The 24714-nt window shown below is 71.0% G+C and carries 21 protein-coding genes and 1 pseudogene; 8 read left to right on the forward strand and 14 right to left on the reverse strand.

Going from position 1 to position 24714, the window contains the following annotated elements:
• Nucleotides 1–5: 5 nt before the first annotated feature.
• Entirely contained in the window at nucleotides 6–2615 is a 2610-nt protein-coding gene (locus tag OG331_RS34110; RefSeq protein ID WP_406203322.1) for a M14 family zinc carboxypeptidase, read from the reverse strand.
• Between the two features lie 183 nt (nucleotides 2616–2798).
• Here OG331_RS34110 and OG331_RS34115 point away from each other — a divergent pair, with 183 nt between their 5' ends.
• Nucleotides 2799–3620 (forward strand): EI24 domain-containing protein, encoded by an 822-nt coding sequence (locus tag OG331_RS34115; RefSeq protein ID WP_406203325.1) that lies wholly within the window; start codon nucleotides 2799–2801, stop codon nucleotides 3618–3620.
• Between the two features lie 90 nt (nucleotides 3621–3710).
• On the opposite strand, the gene OG331_RS34120 is transcribed toward OG331_RS34115, so the two are convergent.
• Both OG331_RS34120 and OG331_RS34125 read right to left on the reverse strand, forming a co-directional pair.
• Nucleotides 3711–4976 (reverse strand): pyroglutamyl peptidase, encoded by a 1266-nt coding sequence (locus tag OG331_RS34120; protein ID WP_406203328.1) that lies wholly within the window; start codon nucleotides 4974–4976, stop codon nucleotides 3711–3713.
• Nucleotides 4977–5080: 104 nt separating this feature from the next.
• Nucleotides 5081–6055: a LysR family transcriptional regulator gene (locus tag OG331_RS34125; RefSeq protein WP_406203330.1), complete on the reverse strand. Its 975-nt coding sequence runs from the start codon at nucleotides 6053–6055 to the stop codon at nucleotides 5081–5083.
• Nucleotides 6056–6104: 49 nt separating this feature from the next.
• Here OG331_RS34125 and OG331_RS34130 point away from each other — a divergent pair, with 49 nt between their 5' ends.
• On the forward strand, nucleotides 6105–6506 hold the full coding sequence (locus OG331_RS34130) for a RidA family protein (RefSeq protein ID WP_406203333.1): 402 nt from the start codon (nucleotides 6105–6107) through the stop codon (nucleotides 6504–6506).
• On the opposite strand, the gene OG331_RS34135 is transcribed toward OG331_RS34130, so the two are convergent.
• Nucleotides 6478–7059: a TetR/AcrR family transcriptional regulator gene (locus OG331_RS34135; RefSeq protein WP_406210462.1), complete on the reverse strand. Its 582-nt coding sequence runs from the start codon at nucleotides 7057–7059 to the stop codon at nucleotides 6478–6480. The genes OG331_RS34130 and OG331_RS34135 overlap by 29 nt on opposite strands.
• A gap of 102 nt (nucleotides 7060–7161) precedes the next feature.
• On the opposite strand from OG331_RS34135, the gene OG331_RS34140 reads away from it, so the two are divergent.
• The gene (locus OG331_RS34140) at nucleotides 7162–9600 is read left to right on the forward strand and encodes a beta-glucosidase (RefSeq protein WP_406203336.1); all 2439 of its coding nucleotides are present in this window, start codon (nucleotides 7162–7164) and stop codon (nucleotides 9598–9600) included.
• 91 nt (nucleotides 9601–9691) lie between these two features.
• Here the strand turns inward: OG331_RS34140 and OG331_RS34145 are convergent, their stop codons facing one another.
• Nucleotides 9692–10669, reverse strand: a complete 978-nt coding sequence (locus OG331_RS34145) for an aldose epimerase family protein (protein WP_406203339.1) — start codon at nucleotides 10667–10669, stop codon at nucleotides 9692–9694.
• Between the two features lie 10 nt (nucleotides 10670–10679).
• Nucleotides 10680–11564, reverse strand: a complete 885-nt coding sequence (locus tag OG331_RS34150; RefSeq protein ID WP_406203342.1) for an SGNH/GDSL hydrolase family protein — start codon at nucleotides 11562–11564, stop codon at nucleotides 10680–10682.
• A 255-nt stretch (nucleotides 11565–11819) separates the two neighbouring features.
• Here OG331_RS34150 and OG331_RS34155 point away from each other — a divergent pair, with 255 nt between their 5' ends.
• Nucleotides 11820–12314 carry a DUF3145 domain-containing protein gene (locus tag OG331_RS34155; RefSeq protein WP_328881941.1) on the forward strand — a complete coding sequence of 165 codons (495 nt, stop codon included), beginning with the start codon at nucleotides 11820–11822 and terminating at the stop codon, nucleotides 12312–12314.
• 81 nt (nucleotides 12315–12395) lie between these two features.
• Here OG331_RS34155 and fabF read toward each other — a convergent pair whose 3' ends face one another.
• The 5 genes from fabF to OG331_RS34180 all read right to left on the reverse strand — a co-directional run bounded on the left by fabF (nucleotide 12396) and on the right by OG331_RS34180 (nucleotide 17387).
• Nucleotides 12396–13667, reverse strand: coding sequence for a beta-ketoacyl-ACP synthase II (gene fabF / locus OG331_RS34160; protein ID WP_406203345.1), 1272 nt, complete (start codon nucleotides 13665–13667; stop codon nucleotides 12396–12398).
• A gap of 86 nt (nucleotides 13668–13753) precedes the next feature.
• A complete protein-coding gene (locus tag OG331_RS34165) occupies nucleotides 13754–14002 on the reverse strand; it encodes an acyl carrier protein (RefSeq protein ID WP_004001566.1) in 249 nt (82 codons plus the stop codon).
• 113 nt (nucleotides 14003–14115) lie between these two features.
• Nucleotides 14116–15147 carry a ketoacyl-ACP synthase III gene (locus tag OG331_RS34170; protein WP_406203348.1) on the reverse strand — a complete coding sequence of 344 codons (1032 nt, stop codon included), beginning with the start codon at nucleotides 15145–15147 and terminating at the stop codon, nucleotides 14116–14118.
• Nucleotides 15148–15162: 15 nt separating this feature from the next.
• Nucleotides 15163–16092 (reverse strand): ACP S-malonyltransferase, encoded by a 930-nt coding sequence (locus tag OG331_RS34175; protein WP_406203351.1) that lies wholly within the window; start codon nucleotides 16090–16092, stop codon nucleotides 15163–15165.
• A gap of 89 nt (nucleotides 16093–16181) precedes the next feature.
• Nucleotides 16182–17387 (reverse strand): PucR family transcriptional regulator, encoded by a 1206-nt coding sequence (locus OG331_RS34180; protein ID WP_406203354.1) that lies wholly within the window; start codon nucleotides 17385–17387, stop codon nucleotides 16182–16184.
• A 281-nt stretch (nucleotides 17388–17668) separates the two neighbouring features.
• Here OG331_RS34180 and OG331_RS34185 point away from each other — a divergent pair, with 281 nt between their 5' ends.
• Nucleotides 17669–18331: a pirin family protein gene (locus OG331_RS34185; protein WP_406210464.1), complete on the forward strand. Its 663-nt coding sequence runs from the start codon at nucleotides 17669–17671 to the stop codon at nucleotides 18329–18331.
• An 85-nt stretch (nucleotides 18332–18416) separates the two neighbouring features.
• Nucleotides 18417–20669 (forward strand): MMPL family transporter, encoded by a 2253-nt coding sequence (locus OG331_RS34190; protein ID WP_406203357.1) that lies wholly within the window; start codon nucleotides 18417–18419, stop codon nucleotides 20667–20669.
• A gap of 8 nt (nucleotides 20670–20677) precedes the next feature.
• On the opposite strand, the gene OG331_RS34195 is transcribed toward OG331_RS34190, so the two are convergent.
• Both OG331_RS34195 and OG331_RS34200 read right to left on the reverse strand, forming a co-directional pair.
• Entirely contained in the window at nucleotides 20678–21499 is an 822-nt protein-coding gene (locus OG331_RS34195) for a serine hydrolase domain-containing protein (RefSeq protein WP_406203360.1), read from the reverse strand.
• Between the two features lie 19 nt (nucleotides 21500–21518).
• Complete coding sequence (locus tag OG331_RS34200; protein WP_406203363.1) at nucleotides 21519–21989, reverse strand: GNAT family N-acetyltransferase; 471 nt, start codon at nucleotides 21987–21989, stop codon at nucleotides 21519–21521.
• Nucleotides 21990–22086: 97 nt separating this feature from the next.
• Here OG331_RS34200 and OG331_RS34205 point away from each other — a divergent pair.
• Nucleotides 22087–22542: pseudogene (locus OG331_RS34205) on the forward strand (MerR family transcriptional regulator); the annotation flags it as partial.
• A 119-nt stretch (nucleotides 22543–22661) separates the two neighbouring features.
• Complete coding sequence (locus OG331_RS34210; RefSeq protein WP_406203366.1) at nucleotides 22662–23675, forward strand: aldo/keto reductase; 1014 nt, start codon at nucleotides 22662–22664, stop codon at nucleotides 23673–23675.
• A gap of 115 nt (nucleotides 23676–23790) precedes the next feature.
• Here OG331_RS34210 and OG331_RS34215 read toward each other — a convergent pair whose 3' ends face one another.
• A complete protein-coding gene (locus tag OG331_RS34215; protein WP_406203369.1) occupies nucleotides 23791–24648 on the reverse strand; it encodes a DUF4429 domain-containing protein in 858 nt (285 codons plus the stop codon).
• Nucleotides 24649–24714 lie beyond the last annotated feature (66 nt).

Raw genomic sequence — 24714 nt, forward strand, 5'->3', positions numbered from 1 at the left:
TCTCCTCATGTGGTGCCACTGGCCTGCGCCATGCTGAACAATGCCCTGCCGACCTGGGCGAATTCTCCCTTGGGATGGTCCCGGAAGAGCGGCTCCGTGCCGAACAGCACGGCTCCCGTGCCGCTCACCACCGACGCCTGCCCCGCCGCGTCCGCCGGCCCGCCGGAGCCGTCCGCCGACGCCCGCCAGTGCCCGGAGACGAGCGGGTTCCCGGCCGCGTACGCCTGCTCGACCCGCACGTCCGGACCGAGGTCGGTGAACCACACGGGCGCGTAGACGAAGCCGTGGCCCGGAGCACCGGACATCAGAGTGCTGCCCGAATTCACGACGCGTACTACACCGTTGGCGTCCCCGTTGCCCTCGACCGGCTTCGCCGCCAGCAGTCCCGTCGCCGTGTTGAGCGCGGCGCCGGTGGCGCCCCTGCCGACGAGCCCGTGACCGTCGAGGAAGGCGTCGAGGGCCGTACGGGCGGGGGCGGTGAGGTCGTCGTACTCCAACCCCGCCGACACGAACAGCACGTCCACCGACGACCAGTCGAACCCTGCGTTCAGCACATCCGTCGAGACCGGCGTGACCTCGAAGTTCATCTCCCGCAGCGCGAACAGCTCGCCCGCGGTGACGGCGGCGGCGACACGGGTGCGGTGCAGCGGGACGGTGCCGGTGAGCTTCGTCGCATGGAAGGCGACGTCGTACGCACGGGCGGCCGCCAGGGCCTGTCGGCGCGCCGAGCCCGGCACGATCGCGCTGCCGTCGGCGGCCCGGCGCGCCTCGATGCCCTGCCGCAGCAGGGAATTGAGGGCGGCGACCTCGTTCGGGTCGTCGAGCCTCAGCCGGAGGTCACCGCGCGGGGCGACGTACGCGACGGGGGCCGCCGCACGGACGGGGCGCAGGGCAGCGCCGTAGGGCATGCCCGGCAGGGTCTCGACCGCAGCTCCCCACAGCCGGCCGAGGCTCCAGCCCGAGATGTCGTACATCGCCGAGACCTTGTCGCTGATGTCCCGCCCGTCCGCGAGGAGCACGTTCGCCAGGCCGCGCTTGGGCTGGCGCATGTCGACGACGTACGAGCCCTTGGCGTACGTCCGGCCCCCCAGCCGGAAGGCGTGGGCCGCCCGGCTGACCCGGACGTCGTTGGCGAGGAGGTGGTCGACGAGGCGGGCGGCGGCAGGGGCCGAGCGCTGGGCGCCGGTGCCGGCCGGGATGACGTAGGCGCGGGGGAAGGTGGTCGTGTAGACGTCCTCGGGGCCGATGCCGGGGACGCCCGGGACGGTCTCCTCGGACACCGGCACCTGCGCGGCGCCCGCGGCTCCCCGCCGGAAGACCTCGATCTGGTCGGCGACGAGTGACGTACGCCGTTCCTGGACGAAGTCGAGGGTGGCGCGCAGGGCCGCCCCGGCGACGTCGACGTTGATCGCGGAGCGGCGCCGCAGCTCGGCCTGCGGCAGCGTGTTGTAGGCGTTGTTGTTCACCTGCATCGGGATCTCCACCGTGTGCGCGGCGACCGTGCCGTGGAAGGCCGCGTACTGCGGGGTGAAGATGGGCGGCCAGTCGTCCCAGCCCTCCTCCTGGTCCCGGAAGGGAATCTGCGCGGGTTCGACCCCGTCCTTCGCCGGCGTGTAGCCGAGGCCGTTGACGGCGGCCTCCATGCGCAGGGCGTTGGCGTAGGTGTTCTTCAGGAACAGGTCGTACTCGTAGTTCTCGCCGTGCGGGGGAGTGGTGGGCTCGATGAGGGTGCCGTTGACGTAGCCGTGCAGGTCGAGCAGGACGGCCGGCTGCTTGTCGATCATGATCTGCCGCATCGCCCGGGTCTCGGGCTGCGAGGCGGTGGCGAAGTCCCGGTTCATGTCGAAGCCGCCCGCGTTGGCGCGGGTTCCGGCGATACGGCCGTCCGGGTTGGCGGTGATGTTGAAGTACAGGCGGCTTTGGGCGAGGAGGTCGCGCGTCCTGGCGTCCGTGGCGGTGGCGAGCCGCTCGATGAGCTTCAGACTGGCGTCGGTGCCCTCCCACTCGTTGCCGTGGATGTTGTTGTTGAGGAAGACGGGCGCCTTGTAACTCCTCCTGACCTCCGGGGACTTGGCGGCGAGGGCGGGCGCGTTCTCGATGAGCTCGCGCATCCGGGCCTGCGTGCGGGCCTGGCGGGCGGTCTCGGGCGCGGTGACGGTGACGAGGTAGAGCCGGTGCCCGCCCGCCGAGCGGCCCGCGACCTCGACGCTCACGCGGTCGCCGAGGGCCTGGAGGGCGTTCAGCTTCGGCGCGATGGCGTGGTACGGGGTGAGGCCGAGCTTGATGGACTTGTCGGCCGGGTTCTCGGGGTCGGGCGTGAGTACCTGCCGGCGCGGGTAGCCGCGGCTGTCGTCGGCGATCGCTGCTGAGGGCGCTTCGGCGGCGCCGAGGGCCCGCTGGGCGGCGCTCGCGGGCGTGCGCGCCGCATTCCGGTCGAGTGCGGCCTCGCGATGGACCGGGGGATGGCCCGGGGGTTGGGGATCCGCCACGGCGGTGTGCGGGGTGAGGAGCAGGGAGCCCGCCGTGGTGAGGGCGAGGGCGGTGATCAGAACGGATCGGGCGGAAACGGGCCTGGCAGGAACGGGTCTCGCGGGAACGGTTCTCGTCGTGCGCACGCGTACCTCCTCGGAACTTCCTGAGATCGATACGGCGAGGTGTACCTGTTCGACTCAACCGCAACAAGAGGGAGTTGGTGTCACGGATGCCCCGGATGGCCCATGCGGGGGCGGGTGCTGCGGTGACCGGGCCCCGAAGCGACCGTGACTGCCGTGTGACACGGCCCGACTAGAGTGCGAACCATGCGCGATCTTGGGACCGGGTTCAGGTATCTCCTCAGGGGCCAGCGGTGGGTGGCCCGGCACGGCAAGCAGTACGGCTTCGGGCTGATCCCCGGCCTGATCACCCTGGTGCTCTACGTGGCCGCGCTGGTCGGGCTGGCACTCTGGGGCGAGGACTTCGTGTCCTGGTCGACGCCGTTCGCCGACGACTGGTCGAGCCCGTGGCAGGGCCTGTTCCGCGGCTTCCTCACCGCCGTCCTGTTCGCGCTGGGCCTGCTCCTCTCCGTCATCACCTTCACGGCGGTCACCCTGCTGATCGGCCAGCCCTTCTACGAGAACCTCTCCGAGAAGGTCGACCGGGACGTCTCTCCCGACGGCACGGCCCCCGAGTCCGGGCTGCCGCTCTGGCGCGAACTGTGGATCTCGGGCCGCGACAGCCTGCGGATCGTCCTGCGCGCCGCTCTCTGGGGCGTCCTGCTCTTCGCCCTCGGCTTCATCCCGGTCGTCGGCCAGACGGCCGTACCGGTCATCGGCGTCTTCGTCACCGGCTTCTTCCTCACCGAGGAACTCACGGCAGTCGCCCTCCAACGCCGCCGCGTCGAACTCCGCGACCGCCTCGCCGTGCTCCGCTCCCGCAAGTCCCTCATCTGGGGCTTCGGAGCCCCCCTCGCAGCAGCCTTCCTGGTGCCGTTCGTCGCGGTGTTCCTGATGCCGGGCGCGGTGGCGGGGGCGACGCTGATGGCTCGGGAGCTGATGGGGGAGGAGACGGAGGAGGAGAGGGACGGGGAAGGCGCCGCCCCGTTCGGGGACCGGCCCGAGCACACCAGCCCGTCCGGCGTTTGAGGACGAGGCCCGTTCAGGGCCGAAGCGGGGGTCCGGGGGCCGCAGGCCCGGGAACCGGCCCCCAGGGAACCCCGCCCCGACGCCGGGTGCCTACGAACCCGCCGTCGCCTCCACCGCGGCCGTCAAAATCCCCCGCACCTGCGCGATGATGTCCAGCCGGTTCCGCACGAACTCCGGATCCGTCACCGCCCCCGACGCCGGATCCGTGTTGCCCGCCCCGAACTGCAACACCGGCGTGTGCACATGCCCGCCCGGCAGGGAGTCGTGCAGCCCGAGCCGGTCCCGGAGCAGCGTCGCCCGGTAGGCGATCTCGTTGGAGAGGTAGTCCCCGCCGCCCCCGGCCCGCGCGGTGGAGCCCGGAGTCGGTCCGTCCGGCCGTACGACCGCCGTCGTGCCGCCCGCCGGAATCTCGGTCACGCTCGTGTTGTCGTACACGGGGAACCGCCCGGTGTTCGCGGCGACGATCTCCCGGTACGGCAGCGTCGTCGTGGTCCACTGCGGCTGCGAGGCCGGATCGGCGACGGGGACCGTCTCGGTCCGCCCGATGTTGTCGTTGTCCTGGAAGCCGCCCCGCCAGGCCCCGTTGGTCCGCTCGACGTCGAACCGCCCGACGCGCCCCTGGCTCACGGTCGTGAACAGATCGACCTGCTTCAGATACGGCCGCAGCGCCCGCTCCACCATCCCGTCCGCGAAGTCCTGCCACCGCACCGGGAACATGGCGGTCTCCACCCGGGCCGGCCCGTCCGCGGTCTCGATCACCGCGCCGTCGAGGGCGAGCGCGGTGGCGCCGGACGGGTTGGAGATACGGATGTCCCGGTCGAGCGTGAAGGGGTCGAACCCGGTGACGAGGATCCGCTTCATGCCCTTACCGGCCGCACCGGCCGCATGGCGGATGTCGGTCTGGCCACGCGAGACCCGCTCCAACGCGCCGATGAGAGCACCCCGCTGGGCGTCGCTCAGCCCGAACTCCGGCTCCCACGTCCGCACGTCCCGCGTCATCGACAACCGCGCCCAGTACAGCGGCCGATCGTCGTCCCGGCTCAAGTCACCCCCCGCCGGACCGCGCCCCTGCGCCCGGTCCACGGCCCTGCGCCAGAGCGCCGACCCCTCGCGTGTGACGACCCGGTGGGCCTGCGCGTAGGAGCGCGCGCCGGCCAGGTCGCCCGCGAACTCCGCCGCCGCGGCGTCGAATCCGGAGCGCCGCAGGATCTCCTGGGGTACGGCCTTGTCGAGGCGCTGTTCCTCCACGGTCGGCGCGGGCGCGGACTGGGCGGCGGCAGCTCCTGTCGTGGGAGCCGAGAGTCCGGCCAGCACGGCCACTGAGAGGACGCCGATCCGAACACGTATGGAATTCAAGGGAATTACGGTCCTTCCGTCACGGTGGGGGTGAGGCAGAGCGCTGCGTCGTGCGGGACGCCGGAAGTATCGCGTGGCGGGAGGGGACTACGCCATGGTGTGGACTACGCCATGGCGCGCGCCGACACCCCCACCGACACCGCCGCCTCCCGCAGCGCCCCGACGAACGCCTCCACAGCCGGCACCGGCGACCGCCCCCGCATCGTCGCCGCGTACACCGCACGCGCCGGCCCGCCCTCGTCCAGCACCGGTACCAGCCGGACGTCCGGGCGCACGGACGCCGCGGCCAGCGCCGGGACCAGCGCCACTCCGAGGCCGGCGGCGACGTACCCCTGCTTGGCGGTCCACTCGCCGACGACGTGCGCGACACGTGGCCGAAAGCCCTGTCGCAGGGCCACGTCGAGGAGGGTGCCCTCGGGACGGGAACTGCCGGAGATCCATTCGGCATCGGCGAGCCGGCCGAGCCGGACGGGGTCGCTGCCGGCCAGCGGATGACCGGCGGGGACGGCGACGTACAGGGACTCGTCGAGGAGGTGGTGGAGTTCGTACGCCTCCAGCGGGGCGCGGCCCGTGGTCGAGACGACCGCGAGGTCGAGGTGGCCCGCGGTGAGCCGGTCCAGGAGGGCCGGGGTGAAGCCCTCCTCGCGGGTGACCTGGACGCGAGGGTGTGCGGCGCGGAAGGCGGCCAGCGCCTGCGGCACCAGCCCCGCGTCGGCCGTGGCGAAGGCACCGAACCGCAGTCGCCCGCCCGCCACTTCACGCAGCGCGGCCAGCTCCCGCACGGCCCCGTGCAACGACTCCGCGATCGCCTCGGCATACGGCATGAGAACCCGCCCCGCCTCGGTGAGCCGCACGCCCCGCGGGAGCCGGTCGAAGAGCGGGGCCCCGCCCAGGGCCCCTTCCAGCGTGGAGATCTGGCGGGACACCGCCGACTGCGTCCACCCGAGGGTCCGGGCGGCGCCGGTGAAGGAACCGAGCCGGGCGACCTCCAGGAACGCCCTCAGCCACACACTGGAGACCTCGGGGAACTCAGGCTGAGTCTCCTGCTGATACTCATGCTGTTTCGGCATGGCAGTCATGCTGGACACTCGCTTGTCGCATCGCAAGCCCGCGCCTAGCGTCGACGGCATGCAGATCAGCGTCGACAACCCGCCCTCCGCACCCCAGCCCCTGAGCCCGTACTACTCCCAGGTCGCCCGCGTCGAACACGCCGACGGCAGCGCGCTGTTGTTCCTCTCCGGGCAGATCGCCGAGGGCGCCACGGTCGCCGAGCAGACCCGCGGCATCTTCGAGACCATCGCCGCCCTGCTCAAGGCCCACGGCGCCACGCTGACGGACGTCATCAACATCCGCACCTGCCTCACCGACATCGGCACTCTGGACGAATACGGCACCGTACGGCGGCAGTTCCTCGCCGGCACCCCGCCCACCAGCATGACCTTCGAGGTGCCGAGGCTGTTCAGGCCTCAGGCCCGCGTGGAGGTCGAGGTCGTCGCCGCCGTCAGTCCGCGTCCTCGCCCAGCAGTCTGAGGAAGTCGCGGAACGCGCCCGGCATGTCCACCGACTCCGGGTCCAGGAGCCACTGGTACTGCAACCCGTCCATGACGGCGACCAGCAAGGGCGCCGTACGTTCCGGTGTCAGCCCGTTCGGCAGCCGGTCGCCGTACTCGACGCGCAGGACCTCCGCCATGCTCGCCCGCACGCGCGTGTAGCGCTCGGTGAAGTACTCGCGCGCGGGATGCCCCTCGGTGACGCTCTCGCCGAGCAGCGCCGAGAAGGTCTGGATGATGCCGGGCCGCATCGCGTTGTACTCGACGAGCGAGGCGAGCAGGTCTACGCGCCACCGGGTGTCGGGCACGGCGTCCCACTGGTCCCGCTCCTGGAGCACCGCGACGAGCAGTGCGTCCTTGGTCGGGAAGTAGTGCAGCAGCCCCTGCTGGGTGAGCCCGACCCGCTCGGCCACCGCGGCGAGGCTCGCCCCGCGGTAACCGCGCTCGGCGATCACCTCCAGGGCCGCCCGCACGATCTCGGCGCGGCGCTCCTCGCCTCTGACCCTGGCGTTCATGGCGTCACCGTACGGCATCGTCGTACCCATAACATAACAGCAAGATAACGAAACCTACCTCTCTACAGGGAGCCGATGCAGGATGGAGGCACAGTCCGGACTCAACGAGGAGGAACCGCGATGACGGGAACCCGTACTCAGGCCGACGAAGCACGCGAGGCGGCCGTCGAGGCCGCCCTCGCCGCGCTCGACCTCGACGCGAAGGCGCGGCTGCTCTCCGGCCAGGACACCTGGACCCTGCCCGCACTGCCCGAGATCGGCCTGAAGTCCCTCGTCATGTCCGACGGCCCGATCGGCGTACGGGGTGTGCACTGGACCGCCGACGACCCGTCCGTCGCGCTGCCCTCGCCCACCGCCCTCGCCGCCACCTGGGACCCGGACCTCGCCCGCCGCGCCGGCACCCTCCTCGCCCAGGAGGCCCTCCGCAAGGGCGTCCACGTGCTGCTCGCCCCCACCGTCAACCTCCACCGCTCCCCGCTCGGCGGCCGCCACTTCGAGGCGTACAGCGAGGACCCGTACCTGACGGGGACCATCGGCGCGGGCTATGTGAACGGCGTCCAGTCCGGCGGCGTCGGCACCACCGTGAAGCACTTCGTCGCCAACGACGCCGAGACCGAGCGCTTCACCGTCAACAACCTCGTCTCCGAACGCGCCCTGCGCGAGCTGTATCTGGCGCCCTTCGAGATCATCGTCGAAAACGCCCACCCCTGGGGCATCATGACCGCCTACAACACGGTCAACGGCACGACGATGAGCGAGCACCGGTACCTCGTGAACGAAGTCCTGCGCGGGGAATGGGGCTTCGACGGCTGCAACGTCTCCGACTGGATGGCCGCCCGGTCCACCGTCGGCGCCATCGAGGGCGGCCTCGACGTCGCCATGCCCGGCCCGCAGACCGTGTACGGCGAGCCCCTCGCCCAGGCCGTACGGGACGGGAAGGTGACCGAGGCCAAGGTCGACGACGCCGTCCGCAACGTCCTGCGGCTCGCCGCCCGGGTCGGGATCCTCGACGGTGCCGAGCCCGTCGTCACCGAGTACCCCGAGAGCGTCGACGGCCCCGAACTCGCCCGCGAGATCGCCCGCCGCTCCTTCGTCCTGGTCCGCAACCAGGGCGGCGCCCTCCCGCTGCGGCCGAACGGCACCGTCGCGCTGATCGGCGCGGCGGCCCGGGACGCCCGGGTCCTGGGCGGCGGCTCCGCCACCGTCTTCCCCGACCGGATCGTCTCCCCGCTCGACGGCCTCACCGCCGCCCTGCCCGACGGCACCCTCGCCTACGCCGTCGGCGCCGACCCGAACACCGAACTCGGCATCGCCGACAAGGGCTTCGAACTGCGGGCCGTGTGCCGGGACGCCGACGGGACCGTCATCGGCACCGGCTCCGCCCCCAACGGCCACATCCAGTGGATGGGCGGTGACCTTCCGGAGGGCGTGACCCACGAGGCCCTGCGCACCGTCGAGCTGACCGGCACGTTCACCCCGCGCGACACCGGCCCGCACACCTTCGGCATCAAGGGCATCGGCGCGTTCAAGCTCACGATCGACGGCACGGCGTACTACGACGACGTCCAGCGCCCCGCCAAGGAGGACCCCTTCGCCGCCTTCTTCGGCGCTCCCGTTCCCCGCGCCCAGCCCGAACTCACCGCCGGCGCACCGGTCGAGGTCTCCCTCACCCATGTCGTCGAGTTCCCCGAGGGCGTCCCGCTGAGGGTCGTCGGCTTCACCCTCGCGCACCAGGAGCCGCAACGCGACCCCGACGAGCTGATCGCCGAGGCCGTCGAGGCCGCCCGCAACGCCGACACGGCCGTCGTCGTGGTCGCCACCACCGACCGCGTCGAGTCCGAGGGCTTCGACCGCACGGACCTCACCCTGCCCGGCCGCCAGGACGACCTGGTCCGCGCCGTCGCCGCCGCCAACCCCGACACCGTCGTGGTCGTCAACTCCGGCTCCCCGGTGGAGCTGCCGTGGCGCGAGGACGTCGCCGCGGTGCTGCTCGGCTGGTTCCCCGGCCAGGAGGCCGGCGCGGCACTCGCGGACGTCCTCACCGGCGCCCACGAGCCCGGTGGCCGGCTGCCCACCACCTGGGGCTCCCTGACCGACGCCCCGGTCACCCGGGTAGTCCCCTCGGCAGGCGAACTCCCCTACGACGAGGGCGTCTTCATCGGCTACCGCGCCTGGGAGAAGGAGGGCCGGGTCCCGTCGTACCCCTTCGGGCACGGCCTCGGCTACACCGAGTGGACGTACGAGTCCGTCAAGGTCGAGGGGACCACGGTCACGGTCCGCCTCCGCAACTCCGGCGAGCGTGCGGGGCGCGAGGTCGTGCAGATCTACCTGGCGCCGGCCGAGCCCGGCACCGACCGCCCGGCGCGCGGGCTGGCCGGTTTCGCGGGCGTGGCGGCGGGCCCCGGCGAGACGGCCGAGGCCGTGATCGAACTTCCGCGCCGCGCTTTCGAGATGTGGGACGAGCAGACCAATTCGTGGACGTTTGTGAAGGGTTCGTACGAGATCCAGGTGGGCCGCTCGATCGCCGACCGTCGGGTGACGGCGACGATTAACGTCTGACGCGGGAGAAGTGCCCCAGGAACAGCCCCGGTCCGGGTCCTGACGCCCGGGCCGGGGCTTGTCCCCGGGCAGGCCGCGGCTTGCACTCCCGCTAACGGACGGAGAAGCCGTACACCGTCTCCGACCGGAACACCTCGCCCGGCCGCAGCACCGTGCTCGGGAACTCCGGCCGGTTCGGGGAGTCGGGGAAGTGCTGGGTCTCCAGCGCGATGCCGTCGCCCGGGGCGAAGGGCTCGGTCAGGTGATCGGCGGTGTACAGCTGGAGCCCGGGCTCGGTGGTCGCCACCGTCAGCGCCCGGCCGGTCGACGGGTCGTACAGTTCGGCGACCTCCTCCGCAGCCCCCGTCACCCCCTTGTCCAGCACGAAGTTGTGGTCGTACCCGGCGCCGGCCTTCCTGGTCCGACGGAAGTCGAAGCGGGTGCCCGCGACCTCGTCCAGGGAGCCGGTCGGGATCAGGTCCGCGTCGACCGGGGTGTACCGGGAGGCGGCCAGCCGCAGTTCATGGCCGCTCGCGTTGCCCGAACCCGCTCCGGCGAGGTTGAAGTAGCTGTGGTTGGTCAGGTTCACCACGGTCGGCGCGTCCGTCACCGCCTCGTACGCGATCCGCAGCGCCCCGTCGGACGACAGGGTGTAGGTCGCCGAGACCTCCAGTTGCCCCGGGAAGCCCTCCTCGCCATGCCGGCTGACCCGGCTCAGGCGCACACCGTGCTCGACCGGCGCCATCTCCCACAGCCGCTTGTCGAAGCCGCGTGCGCCGCCGTGCAGGGAGTTGGGCGGGTTGTTGGGGTCGAGCGCGTACGTCAGGCCGTCCAGCGGGAAGCGGCCGTGCGCGATCCGGTTGGCATACCGCCCGATCAGGGCGCCGAGATAGGGCCCCGGGTGCGACACATAGCCCTCCAGGTCGGCGAACCCCAGCACCACGCTCGCGGCGTGCCCCTCCCGGTCCGGCACCTCCAGCGACTGCACGATCCCGCCGTACGACAGCACCCGTACCCGCAGGCCCGCGCGCTCCAGCGTCCAACGGTGGACCGGGGTGCCGTCGGAAAGTGTGCCGAAGTGTTCGCTCATGAGCGAAACACTAGTTCGTGACGGTCCGGTAGGCGATCTCGGCAAGCCGTGCCTGGCCGTTCACACTCGGATGGAACCAGTCCCACTGGCTCAGCTGCTTGCCGCCGAAGCGGAACTCGTACACGGCGCCGTCGTCGAACCGGCACCGGCGGTCCTTCGCACAGACCTGCTCCAGCACGTCGTTGTACGCCTCGACCCGCTCCTGCACCGTCTCGCGCCGCTGGTTCGCCGCCGCGGTCAGGGAGTCGGCGTCGCCCAGCATCGACGGGCAGATGCCGAGCTTCCAGACCTGCTTGCCCATCGGACTCGTACGGCCCTGCTCCCACAGCCGCATCAGGTTCGGCACGCTCGCGACGTAGACCTGAGCCTTCGGAAGCGCTTCGCGCAGCGTGCCCATCGCGTCCTCGAACTGCGTCCGGAAGTCGGCCACCGAGGTCATCGCGGCGGTCGTGTCCCGGCAGGCGTCGTTCGCCCCCGCCATCACCGCCACCAACTCCGGCCGGCGTGTCACCGCCTGCGCCATCTGCCCGGGCACGTCGGCCATCCGCGCCCCGGTCACCGCGTAGTTCCAGCTCCGCTCCGCCGCCTTCGCCCTGCCCAGCAGCCTTACGGCGAGACTGTCGACGCGGGGACTGCTGCCGGTCGCCCAGGAGACCTCGGGGCAGTCCGACAGGACCGAACAGGCGTCGAAACCGGTCGTGATGGAGTCGCCCACGGCCGCGACCGAGGCAGGGCTGCGGTCCCAGGTCGGAGTCGGCTTCGGCCGCGTACTCGGCGCGTCGCTGCCGGACGGCTCCGGGGAGTTGCCGCCGACGGCGTCACAACCGGCCACGCCCAGCACGGCCGCGGTCACGGCGGCGAGGACAGCGCGCGAGAGGTGCCGCCGCTTCCGCATACCCGGTCCATCCCCTCACTCGGCCCTGTCATGGTTCACAACCAATAACAACGCACGAGGGTTCCCGGCCGTCTCATGCAACGGCTCACACCCGTACAAGCGTCCTGCCGGGTGAATGACGGGCGTTTCCCGGCACCTGGACCGACGGTACGTCACACTCCTTGCGCCGCCGCACGGTAGCCTCGCCATCAACGTGGCTGCCCGGCCACTATCGTCCGCCAGTTCGCAAGATGTCCGCTCTGCCCGGAGGTCCCGGTGACGACACGTGGAGTTCTGTACGTGCACTCCGCGCCGCGCGCGCTGTGCCCGCACGTCGAGTGGGCCGTCGCCGGGGTGCTCGGCACGCGCGTCAACCTCGACTGGATCCGGCAGCCGGCCGCGCCCGGCACCTGGCGCTCGGAGTTCTCCTGGCAGGCCGAGGCGGGCACCGCCTCCAAGCTGGCCTCCGCCCTGCGCGGCTGGCACCTCCTGCGCTTCGAGGTCACGGCCGAGCCCTGCCCCACCGCCGAGGGCGAGCGCTACAGCTGCACCCCCGACCTGGGCATCTTCCACGCCGTCACCGGCATCCACGGCGACATCCTCATCCCGGAGGACCGCCTGCGCGCCGCCCTGACCCGCTCCCAGCACGGCGAGACGGACCTGGAGGCAGAGATCGCCAAGCTCCTGGGCAAGCCGTGGGACGACGAGTTGGAGCCGTTCCGGTACGCCGGTGAGGGAGCGCCGGTGCGCTGGTTGCACCAGGTGGTCTGACACTTGGACACCTGAAGGGGCCCCACCTCGAAAGGTGGGGCCCCTTCACGTACGTATGGACGACCTACGTATGGATGCCGCTCAGACGGTCCTGAACGCCAGCACCACGTTGTGGCCGCCGAAGCCGAACGAGTCGTTCAGCGCGGCGATCCGGCCCTCGACGGGCAGCTTGCGCGCCTCACCGCGGACGACGTCGGCGTTCGCCTCGGCCTCCGGGTCGAGGTTCTCGACGTTGATGGTCGGCGGAGCGACCCGGTGGTACAGCGCGAGCACCGTCGCCACCGTCTCGACGCCACCTGCGCCACCCAGCAGATGCCCGGTCATCGACTTCGTCGCGGACACCGCCATGTGGTCGGCGTCGTCGCCGAACACCTTCCGCAGCGCCTTGAGTTCGGCGATGTCACCGGCCGGCGTCGACGTCGCGTGCGCGTTGACGTGCACGATCTCCGCCGGGTTCAGGTCGTTGCGGTCCAGCAGGTTCTGCAGCGCGTGCGAGATGCCGCGGCCCTCGGGCTCCGGCTGCACGATGTCGTGCGCGTCGGCGGAGATGCCCTGTCCGACCGCCTCGGCGTACACGCGGGCACCGCGCTTGGCCGCGTGCTCGGCGGACTCCAGGACGATCACGCCGGCGCCCTCACCGAGGACGAAGCCGTCGCGGGCGACGTCGTAGGGACGCGACGCACCCTGCGGGTTCTCGTTGTTCTTGGACATCGCCATCATGTTGCCGAACGCGGCGATCGGCAGCGGGTGGATCGCCGCCTCCGTGCCACCCGCGACGACGACGTCGGCGCGGCCGGAGCGGATCATCTCGATGGCGTAGCCGATGGCCTCGGCGCCCGACGCACAGGCGGAGACCGGCGTGTGCACACCCGCGCGGGCGCCCACCAGCAGACCCACGTTGGCGGACGGGCTGTTCGGCATCAGCATGGGGACGGTGTGCGGGGAGACGCGGCGGACGCCCTTCTCCTTGAGCACGTCGTACTGGTCGAGCAGGGTCGTCACGCCGCCGATGCCGGAGGCGATGACCGCACCGAGGCGGTCCGGGTCGACAGTGGTGTCCTCCCCGGCCTTCGCCTCGAAGCCGGCGTCCTTCCAGGCCTCCTGCGCGGCGATCAGCGCGAACTGCGCCGAGCGGTCCAGCCGGCGGGCCTGCGGCCGCGGGATGACCTCGGTCGGTTCCACCGCGACCGGCGCGGCGATACGGACCGCCTGGTCGGCGGCCCAGTCCTGCTCCAGGGGCTTGACACCGGAACGTCCGGCGATCAGGCCCTCCCAGGTAGAGGCTGCGTCGCCACCCAGCGGTGTGGTTGCGCCGATACCGGTGACGACCACGGTGCGATTGGTCGAGCTCACGGGAATTCTTTCTCCAACGGATACGAGGATTCAGCGGCGCCACCGCCGGGTGGCGGGGCAGTCAGCCCTGGGGCCTGATCAGTGGATCAGCCCTGGTGCTTGAGGATGTAGTCGGTCGCGTCGCCCACGGTCTTGAGGTTCTTGACGTCCTCGTCCGGGATCTTCACGTCGAAGCGCTCTTCGGCGGCGACGACGACCTCGACCATGGACAGCGAGTCGACGTCCAGGTCGTCGGTGAAGGACTTGTCCAGCTGGACGTCCTCAACCGGGATGCCGGCGATCTCGTTCACGATGTCGGCGAGACCGGCGACGATCTCTTCCTGAGTGGCGGCCATCTTGGCGCTCCTTCGTTGTTGTTCAGGTTCTTCAGAGGGTTTGGCGTGCCCGCCGCAGCAGCGGCAGGTGGTGCGTTTTCCCGTGCCGGCTCGCATGATCCGGCACGGAGTGCCTAGGGGAGAGTAACGACCGTGGCGGCGTAAACGAGACCCGCCCCGAATCCGATGACTAGTGCGGTGTCGCCGCTCTTCGCCTCACCGGTCGCCAGGAGCCGCTCCATCGCGAGCGGAATCGAGGCGGCCGAGGTGTTGCCGGTGGTGCGCACGTCGCGGGCGACCGTGACGTGCTCCGGCAGCTTCAGTGTCTTCACCATCGAGTCGATGATCCGCTCGTTGGCCTGGTGCGGAATGAAGACGTCCAGGTCGTCCGAGGTGATTCCGGCCGCGTCCAGCGCCTGCTGGGCGACCTTCGCCATCTCGAACACGGCCCAGCGGAACACCGCCTGGCCTTCCTGTGTGATCGCGGGGAACTTGACGTTGCCCTCGCTGTCCAGGGGGAGCTTGTCGACGTTGCCGATCTGGAACTCGTTCCACGGCACCGTCTGCTTGATCGTCTCGGACTTGTCGCCCTCCGAGCCCCACACCGTCGGGCCGATGTGCGGCTCCTGGGCGGGACCGACCACGACCGCGCCGGCACCGTCGCCGAACAGGAAGGCCGTCGCGCGGTCCTCCAGGTCGGTGAGGTCGGACAGTCGCTCCACGCCGATGACGAGGACGTACTCGGCGGAACCCTCGACGATCATGCCCTTGGCGAGGGTCAGGCCGTAGCCGAAGCCCGCGCAGCCGGCCGAGATGTCGAAGGCGGCGGCCTTGTTCGTGCCGAGCTTGTCGGCGATCTCGGTCGCGACGGCCGGGGTCTGCTTGAAGTGCGAGACGGTCGAGACGATCACGCCGCCGATCTGCTCGGCGGCGATCCCGGCGTCGGCGATCGCCTTGCCGGACGCCTCGATCGACATCGCGGCGACGGTCTCCTCGTCGTTCGCCCAGTGCCGCGTCTCGATGCCGGAGCGCGAACGGATCCACTCGTCGGACGAGTCGATCTTCTCCAGGATCACCTCGTTGGGCACGACCCGGGTCGGGCGGTACCCGCCGACACCGAGGATGCGCGCGTACGGGGCGCCCTTGCTGGGCTTCAGCTTCGCCATGCTCCGGGCTCCTTGTCAGGCGTGCTCTGCGATGAGCTCGCGAGCAGCGTCCAGGTCGTCGGGGGTCTTGAGGGCCAGGGTCTTCACACCCGGCAGCGCGCGCTTGGCCAGACCGGTCAGCGTGCCGCCCGGGCACACCTCGATCAGGGCCGTGACGCCGAGCTCCTTGAAGGTCTCCATGCACAGGTCCCAGCGGACCGGGTTGGCGACCTGCCCGACGAGACGCTCCAGCACCTCGGTGCCGGTGGCGACCGCCTTGCCGTCCTTGTTGGAGACGTAGGTGAGCCGCGGGTCGCCGGGCACGAGCTCCTTGGCGGCCTCGGCGAGCTTGTCGACGGCGGGGCCCATGTGATGCGTGTGGAACGCACCGGCCACCTTCAGCGGCACGACCTTGCGCACGCCCTCGGGCTTGTCCTCGTTCAGCGCGGCGAGCTGCTCCATGGTGCCGGCGGCGACGATCTGCCCGGCGCCGTTGATGTTCGCCGGGGTCAGGCCCAGCTTCTCCAGGTGCGCGACGCTGACCTCGGGGTCGCCGCCGAGCAGCGCCGACATGCCGGTCTCGGTGATCGCGGCGGCCTCGGCCATGGCCAGGCCACGGGCGCGGACGAGCCGGACGGTCTCCTCGTCGGGGAGCACTCCGGCGAGGGCGGCGGCGGTCAGCTCGCCGACGCTGTGCCCGGCGATCGCGCCGACCTTCCGGGGCAGCTCGGCGGGGTCGTCGAAGAGCATGTACGCGGAGGCCAGCCCGGCCGCCACCAGGAGCGGCTGGGCGACCGCGGTGTCGCGGATCTCCTCCGCGTCGCCCTCGGTGCCGTAGCGGACGAGGTCGAGCTGCACGGCGTCGGACCATGCCTCGAGGGCACCGCGGACACCGGGGATTTCGAGCCAGGGGGTCAGGAAGCCGGGCGTCTGGGCGCCCTGGCCGGGAGCGACGAGTACGAGCACTCTCACACTCTCTCTTGGGGACGGGCACGGCCGCCCGTGAGGACAAGGACGAAGAACACGGGGGCGTTTTGTGGGCCCCCGACAAAAGCCTAGAGCTGGAGATCGCCGTCGACCAGACGCCCCAGGATCAGCGCGATCCGCAAAGTGAACGCGGAGCGTACATCGGACGGCGACCAGCCGGTGACGTCAGTCACACGTCGAAGCCGGTAGCGCACGGTGTTGGGATGCACGAACAGCATCCGCGCGGCGCCCTCCAGACTGCTCGCCTGTTCGAGATAGACGGAAAGCGTCTCCAGAAGGGCCGACCCGGCCTCCTCCAGCGGTCTGTAGATCTCCTCCACCAACTGCTCGCGCGCACTGGGATCGCCCGCCATGGCACGCTCCGGAAGCAGATCGTCCGCAAGGACCGGCCGCGGGGCGTCCTGCCAGGCGGTACACGCCTTCAGCCCGGCCGCCGCGGCCTGCGCGGACCGCGTGGCGGCCAGCAGATCGGGTACGACGGGCCCCGCGACGACCGGACCTGCGGCATACGGCCCGATCAGCGACTTGGCGACCGCGAGCGGGCTGTCACTGCCGCCCGCGATGACGACCAGCCGGTCCCCGAGCACCCCGGTCAGCACCTGGAGCTTCGCGTGCCGGGCGGCCCGCCGGATGGCCTCGACCGTCAGCTCGCTGTCCCCGTCGGGCGCCGTCCCGAGCACCACGCACACATGCTCGGGCGAGTTCCACCCGAGCGCGGCGGCCCGTGACACGGCCCCCTCGTCGGCCTCGCCGCTGAGCACGGCGTTCACGACGAGCGACTCCAGGCGCGCGTCCCAGGCACCGCGTGCCTCGGCGGCCTGGGCGTAGACCTGGGCGGTGGCGAAGGCGATCTCCCGGGCGTAGACGAGCAGGGCCTCCCGCAGCACGCGCTCGTCGCCGGGAGCGGCGACCTCGTCGATGGCCGACTCCATGACCTCGATGGTCGTGCGCACCATCTCGACGGTCTGGCGCAGGGTGATCGCGCGGGTCAGCTCGCGCGGGGCGGTCCCGAAGACGTCGGTGGAGATCGCCTGGGGCGCGTCGGGATGCCGGAACCACTCGGTGAAGGCGGCGATACCGGCCTGGGCCACGAGACCGATCCAGGAACGGTTCTCCGGGGGCATGGCCCGGTACCACGGCAGCGTCTCGTCCATCCGCGTGATGGCCTGCGCGGCGAGCGATCCGGACGACTTCTCGAGCCGCTTCAGGGTCGCGGCGTGCTGGTGGACGTCGTGCGCGGCGGCTTGGGACTTACGGGCTACGGGTTCGGGCACGGGGACAAGACTGCCTTATCGGGACGCGAGTGCGTGCCAGAGGGGGGCTGTGCTTGATGGCTCGGGCGCCTTCGGGGCGCCTCAGCCGGTGTCGAGGGGGCGATCGTGCTCGACCCTTCGGGCCTCCGCGCGTTCGCCCCCTCGACACCGGCGCGCCCCTACGGCTCCCTCGCGGCCGGTGTCGTCGGCACAGGCGAGCTTGGTGGGCACTTACCGTGTCCGGCTGCTAGGTGGGCACTTACCGCGTCCGGCCGCCCGGCAGGGCTACCGTGGTGCCCGTGATGGACGTAAGGCGCGCCGCGGAGCGCTATCCCGGAGGGGATCCGGCAGCGGGCATCGAGTCACGCCACGCCTTTTCCTTCGGCCCGCACTACGACCCCGACAACCTCCGCTTCGGCGCGCTGATCGCCTGCAACGAGGAGCGGCTCGCCCCCGGCGCCGGCTTCGACGAGCACCCCCACAGCCACACCGAGATCGTGACCTGGGTCGTCGAGGGCGAACTGACCCACCGCGACTCCACGGGCCATGAGACCCGGGTCGGCCCCGGGGACGTGCAGCGGCTGAGCTCGGCGGGCGGTGTACGGCACGTCGAACGCAACGACGCCGGCACGCCCCTCACCTTCATCCAGACCTGGCTGGCCCCGCTGACGCCGGGCGGCGACCCGTCGTACGAGATCGTCCACGGCATCGCGGACTCCACGCCGTACGCCGTCCCGGAGGCGGCCGCGATGCTCCATGTGCGGCGGCTGGGGGCGGGGGAGCGGACGGCGGTGCCGGACGGGGCGTTCCTTTACGTGCATGTCGTGCGCGGCGACGTGCGGCTGGACGGTGAGGAGCTGGGCGCCGGCGACGCGGTGCGCATCACGGACGCCAAGGACGTGGAGGCCGTCGCGGTGAGCACGGCGGAGCTGCTGGTGTGGGAGATGGCCCCAATGGCCCAGTAGATGTGGGGCTCGAGATGCCTGAGTGATCCCAGGCACTTCAAATGAAGGGGTCGGACACTCGCTCGGCAGAGAAGAGCCGGGGGCCATGGCAAAAGGCAGAGCAGCAGGCGGACGGGACAAGACCGGGACCGGGGGACTGCGACGGCTCGGTGAGTGGTGTGCCCACCACTTCGTGATCGTGATCGTGGCCTGGGTCGTGGCGCTCGGCGTGCTCCAGGCCCTCAACCACATCCACGGCGGGGAGTACTCGGACAACTTCGCCCTCTCCGACGTGCAGTCCGAGGAGGGCCTGGACGTCCTCAAGGAGCACGATCCGCAGGCCGGCGGCTACAGCAGCCAGATCGTCATGCACGACGCGGACAAGTCCCTGAGCTCGGTCAGCTCGCAGATGTCGACCACCGTCGCCGACCTGCAGAAACTGCCGCACGTGCTGTCCGTGCAGAACCCGCTGGACGCCACCTCCTCGAAGGTCGGGCCGCTGTCCTCGGACGGGCAGACCGGCTACATCACCGTCCGCTTCGACGAGCAGCCCTCCCTCCTCGGCGACAGCTACCTGAACGGCGTCGACAACGCCGTGGAGCCGCTCAGACAGGCCGGCGTCGACGTCGAGTACGGCGGATCGCTCGGCGAGCTGGAGCGGCCCGCCGGCAACGACCGGGTGAGCGAGCTGATCGGCTTCGCGGTGGCCATCGTCGTCCTGCTGGTCGGCTTCGGCAGTGTGCTCGCCGCCGGACTGCCGCTGGTCACGGCACTGATCGGGGTGGTCGGCGGCCTTGCCTGTCTCGGGCTGCTCGCGATCGCGTTCACCTTCGCCACGGTGGCGCCCACCCTGGCCACGATGATTGGCCTCGGCGTCGGTATCGACTACGCCCTCTTCCTGCTCACCCGGCACCGGCAGGGCATCATGGACGGCGCCGATCCGGTGCGCGCCGCCGGCCACGCCGCCGCCACCTCCGGACGTGCGGTGCTGGTCTCCGGCACCACGGTGATCGTCGCCCTGATGGGCCTGTGGGTGTCCGGTGTGAGCTTCATCGGCCTGCTCGGCGTCGCCGCGGCCGTCACGGTCGTCTCCGCCGTCCTGGGCGCGCTGACCCTGGTCCCGGCCCTGCTGGGGCTGGTCGGCCGCAACATCGACCGCTGGCACGTACGCAAGCCCGTTGCCGAGACCGACGCCGAGGGCGAAATGTCCGAGGGCACCTGGCACCGCTATGCCAAGCGCGTCGAGCACCATCCGTGGCGGTACCTGTCCGCCGGCGTCGTCACCGTCGCGGTGCTGGCCATCCCCGTCTTCTCGATCCAGCTCGGCCACATCGGCGACGGCGCCGACCCCACGTCCTTCACCGACCGACGGGCCTTCGACCTGATGACCGACGCGTTCGGCGCCGGCTCCAACGGGCCGCTCACCGTCGTCGTCGACCAGACCTCCGTACCGGACTCGCAGCGCTCGGACCTGGCCTCGAAGACCCAGCAGGCCCTCAACGACGAGCCCGGGACCTCCTTCGTCAGCCCGCTGATGCCGACGCAGGACGGCGACGTCCTCGTCGGCACGGTCTACTCGTCGGTGTCCCCGCAGAACAAGGACACCACCGACCTCACGAACCGGCTCTACGACCACACCCTCCCCGACGCGGCCTCCGGCACCGACGCCAAGGGCTACGTCACGGGAACCACGGCCGCCCAGGTCGACTTCCGCGACATCGTCGCCAAGCGGCTGCCGCTGATCATCGCCGTCGTGGTCGGCCTCGCCTTCCTGATCGTCCTCGCGGTCTTCCGCGGCCTGCTCGTCGCCGTGAAGGCGGCCGTCCTCAACGTCCTGTCGATCGCGGCCTCGTACGGCGTCGTCGTCGCCGTCTTCCAGTGGGGCTGGGGCGGGCCCGCGCTGGGCGTCCACGGCAAGGTGCCCATCGAGAGCTATGTGCCGATGATGATGTTCGCGATCATCTTCGGGCTCAGCATGGACTACGAGATCTTCCTGCTGTCCCGGGTGCACGAGGTCTGGCTGCAGACCGGGAACGCCAAGGACTCGGTCGCCCACGCGCTGGAGATCACCGCGCGCGTGATCACCTGCGCGGCGCTGATCATGGTGAGCGTGTTCGCGGCCTTCATCATCAGCGACAACATCGTGGTCAAGATGCTGGGCCTGGGGCTCGCCGTCAGTGTGCTCATCGACGCCACGGTGGTCCGACTGCTGATGGTGCCCGCCGTGATGACACTGCTGGGCAAGCACGCCTGGTGGACGCCCCGCTGGCTGGACAAGATCCTGCCGCACATCGACACCGAGGGGGCGGGCGAGAAACTCGGCGCCCTGCCGGAGCCCGGGTCGCCCCGGGACAAGTGACCGCGCGCCTACCGCCCGACCTCGGCGAGCACCGCGTCCGTGAACGCCGGCCACGCCTCGGCCGCCCAGGGTCCGAACGCCCGGTCCGTCAGCGCCACGCAGGCCGCGCTCGCGTCCGGGTCGATCCACAGGAACGTACCCGACTGACCGAAGTGCCCGAAGGTACGCGGCGAGGACGCCGAACCCGTCCAGTGCGGCGACTTGCCGTCCCGGATCTCGAAGCCGAGCCCCCAGTCGTTGGGGTTCTGGTGCCCGTACCCCGGCAGCACACCCTTCGTCCCCGGGTACTGCACGGTCATCGCCGCCGCGACCGTCCGCGGGTCCAGCAGCCGCGGCGCCTGCACCTCCGCCGCGAACCGCAGCAGATCCTCGACCGTCGACACCCCGTCCTTCGCCGGGGAGCCCTCCAGCGACGTGGCCGTCATGCCCAGCGGCTCCAGCACCGCCTGCCGCAGATACTCCCCGAACGGGATGTCCGTCGCCTTGGCCACATGGTCTCCGAGCTGCTCGAACCCGGCGTTCGAGTACAGCCGCCGCTCCCCGGGCGGGGCCGTCACCCGGTGCTCGTCGAAGGCCAGCCCCGAGGTGTGCGCGAGCAGATGCCGCACCGTCGAGCCCTGCGGCCCGGCCGGCTCGTCGAGCTCGATGGCCCCCTCCTCGTACGCGACGAGGACCGCGTAGGCGGACAGCGGCTTGGTGACCGAGGCCAGCGGGAAGCGGTGCGCGACGGGGCCGTGCGTACCCAGGACCGTGCCGTCCGCCCGTACGACACCCGCCGCGGCGGAGGGAACCGGCCAGTTATCGATCAGTGCGAGGCTGCTCAGCGACATGCCTGTGAGCCTAAGCCGCTCACAGATACAGCCGCATCGAGGGGTCCGTGTCCCGGGTGAAGCCGAGTGCCGTGTACATCGGCTCGGCGTCGGCGGACGCGGTGAGCATGACGTGACTGGCACCCCGCTCGCGGCACCAGTCCAGCAGCTTCTCCATGCACGCGCGCGCGTACCCGCGGCGCCGGGCGTCCGGGTCGGTGGCGACGCTGAAGACGTACCCGATCATCCCGTGCGGATGGCCGGCCCGGCCGATCCGGTACTCCAGCGTCCCCGCCACCAGCGCGGCGAGCGTCCCCGGCCGCTCGGGGTGATCGACGACGAACGCCGCGAAGTCTCCCTGCGGCTCGGCGAGCCTGGCCCGCAGCGTCGGCAGCGCCTCCCCGTGCCACTGAGTCGCCCCGGCCGACCGGGCCAGCGAATCGATCATCACCTGACGCAGCCGCAGCACTTCGGCGGCGTCCTCGGGCAGGGCACGGCGTACGAGACTCATGTCCCGCACGCTAACCACGGCGATCACGCCATGTCCCGCGGTTTTCTTACCGTTTCCGCTTGCTTGGAGCGCACTCCAAGGCCATAGCGTGGAACGCATGACGGTGATGGAGACCACGAGCACCAGGACCGACAGTTGTGCCGCCCCGCCGCATCCGCACCGGCGGCCTGCGGGCCAGGACAGTTACACGATCAGCGAGGTCGTCGCCTTCACCGGCCTGACGGCCCACACCCTGCGCTGGTACGAGCGGATCGGCCTCATGCCGCACATCGACCGCTCGCACACGGGCCAGCGCCGCTACAGCAACCGCGACCTGGACTGGCTCGACCTCGTCGGCAAGCTGCGGCTGACCGGCATGCCGGTCGCCGACATGGTCCGGTACGCCGAACTGGTGCGCGAGGGCGACCACACGTTCGGCGAGCGCTTCGAGCTGCTGGAGACCACCCGCCGCGACGTCCTCGCCCGGATCGCCGAGCTCCAGGACACGCTGGCCGTGCTCGACCGGAAGATCAGCTTCTACGCGGACGCGGGCCGTCTGTACGAGCAGGACAAGTACAAGCAGGACCAGTACAAGCAGGACCAGTACAAGCAGGACACGTACGAGCAGGACCAGTACAAGCAGGACCAGTACAAGCAGGACACGTACGAGCAGGAGAAGGCGGAGCAGGCCGGATGAAGGACAGCAGGATCGCGACAGCACGACTCGGCGTGCAGGGCCCCGAGGTGGGCGTCCAGGGCCTCGGCTGCATGGCCATGAGCTTCGCGTACGGCCCCTCCGACGCGGGCGAGTCCAGGGCGACCCTGGAGCGGGCACTTGAACTGGGCGTCACGCTGTACGACACGGCGGACGCGTACGGCGCCGGCGAGAACGAGAAGTTCCTCGCCCCCTTCTTCAAGGCGCACCGCGACGAGGTCGTCATCGCCACCAAGTTCGGCCTGGCGATCCACCCCGACGACCCCACGAAGCGGATCATCCGCAACGACACGCCCTACATCCGCCAGTGCGTCGAGGCGAGCCTGAAGCGCCTCGACGTCGAGGCGATCGACCTCTACTACATGCACCGCCGCGACGTGGACGTCCCTCTGGAGGAGACCGTCGCCGTCATGGCGGAACTGGTCCGCGAGGGCAAGGTCAAGCACCTGGGCCTGAGCGAGGTGACGGCGACGGAACTGCGCGCCGCCCACGCCGTCCACCCCATCGCGGCCGTGCAGTCGGAGTGGTCCCTGTTCAGCCGGGACATCGAGACGCATGTGGTCCCGGCAGCCCGCGAACTGGGCGTGACCCTGGTCCCGTACTCCCCGCTGGGCCGCGGCTTCCTCACCGGCTCGTTCGCCAAGGCCGAGGACCTTACGGCCGGTGACTTCCGCCGCCAACAGCCCCGCTACACCGGCGAGAACGCGGTGGCCAACGCCGCCCTCCTGGACCCGATCCGCACGGTCGCCGAGGCCCACGGCGCCGCCCTCGGCCAGATCGCGCTGGCATGGGTGCAGCAACGAGCCTCGGTCCACGGCCTGCCGATCGTCCCGATCCCGGGCACGCGCAAGCCGGCCAGGGTGGAGGAGAACGCGGCGGCGACGAGGATCGTGCTGGGCGAGGAGGAGCTGGCCCTGCTGGAGCCGATCGCGGCAAAGGTCTCCGGCAACCGCTACACGGACATGTCCTTCACGTCCGCGGGCAGGGAGTAGGAGCGTTCTTCGTAGGCGCCGGCGGCTGCGGCCCACCCAGGGGCGCGGGGAACTGCGCGACCAGCCATATACAACCCGCAGCCGACAACGAACCACCTTCGGCAGACGCGTATTCCTACAACTCCGCCAACAACTCCGCCTTCTTGGACGAGAACTCCTCATCCGTCACCAACCCGGCCTGATGCAACTCCCCGAGGTGACGAATCCGCTCGGCGATATCGGCAGGATCCCGGCGCGGCACAGCCGCCGCCGGGACAGCCGCATCCCCCGCGGAGCGATCCCGCACCGCGGACAACACCGCCGCAGCGAACGGCAACGACTCATGCACCGGCCCGTACCCCAACCCGAACACCACAGCCGCCGGATCATGATCGACCTGCGCGAGCTGGTCGTCCACGGAGTCCCGCCGCAGCAACCGCAGATGCCCCTCGAAGACTTCAGGCGACCGCCACTCGACCCCGCTCAACTCGGCGACGGCAAAGCTCTGATCCCCCGCTTTCCACTTCGCCGACGAGGCCCCGGTCCAGAACCACCTGAAGCGCACGTTCTCGCCGTCGAAGGACGCCTTCCCGTCGTACGCCTTGAACGACAACGGCACCTCCGGCGCGCCCACGAGGAACTCGTCCGCCGCGCCCGACTCCGTCAGCTGCGCCCGCAACTCGTCGGCGTAGTACTCGGCCAGCGTCTCCCGGTCGGCGGGCAGCACCAGCCGATACGGATCGCCGCCCTCCTTCAGCTGCCCGGCGGCCGCCTCCATCAACGGATCGGCACCGGGCCGCAGTTCGACGCGCAGCACGACCGTCCCGCGCCTGCCCGGAGTCAGCGTCACCCCGGCGATCGCCTCCAGCGGCACCCGGCGTTCCCCAAGCGCCTGAAACAGCTTGGGTGTTCGAATGCCTCGTTCGTAACGGATGAGGACGGAGTCGGACTCGAACTCCCAGGCGGCATGAAATCCGGCCAGTACGTCACCCATGCGGCTCATCGTATGCGGCACGTGCTCCTCCGTCGCCACCCCGCGCACACCGCAATTCCTGTGCTT

Source organism: Streptomyces sp. NBC_01017, from assembly GCF_045162795.1.
GTDB classification, from domain to species: Bacteria; Actinomycetota; Actinomycetes; order Streptomycetales; family Streptomycetaceae; genus Streptomyces; species Streptomyces machairae.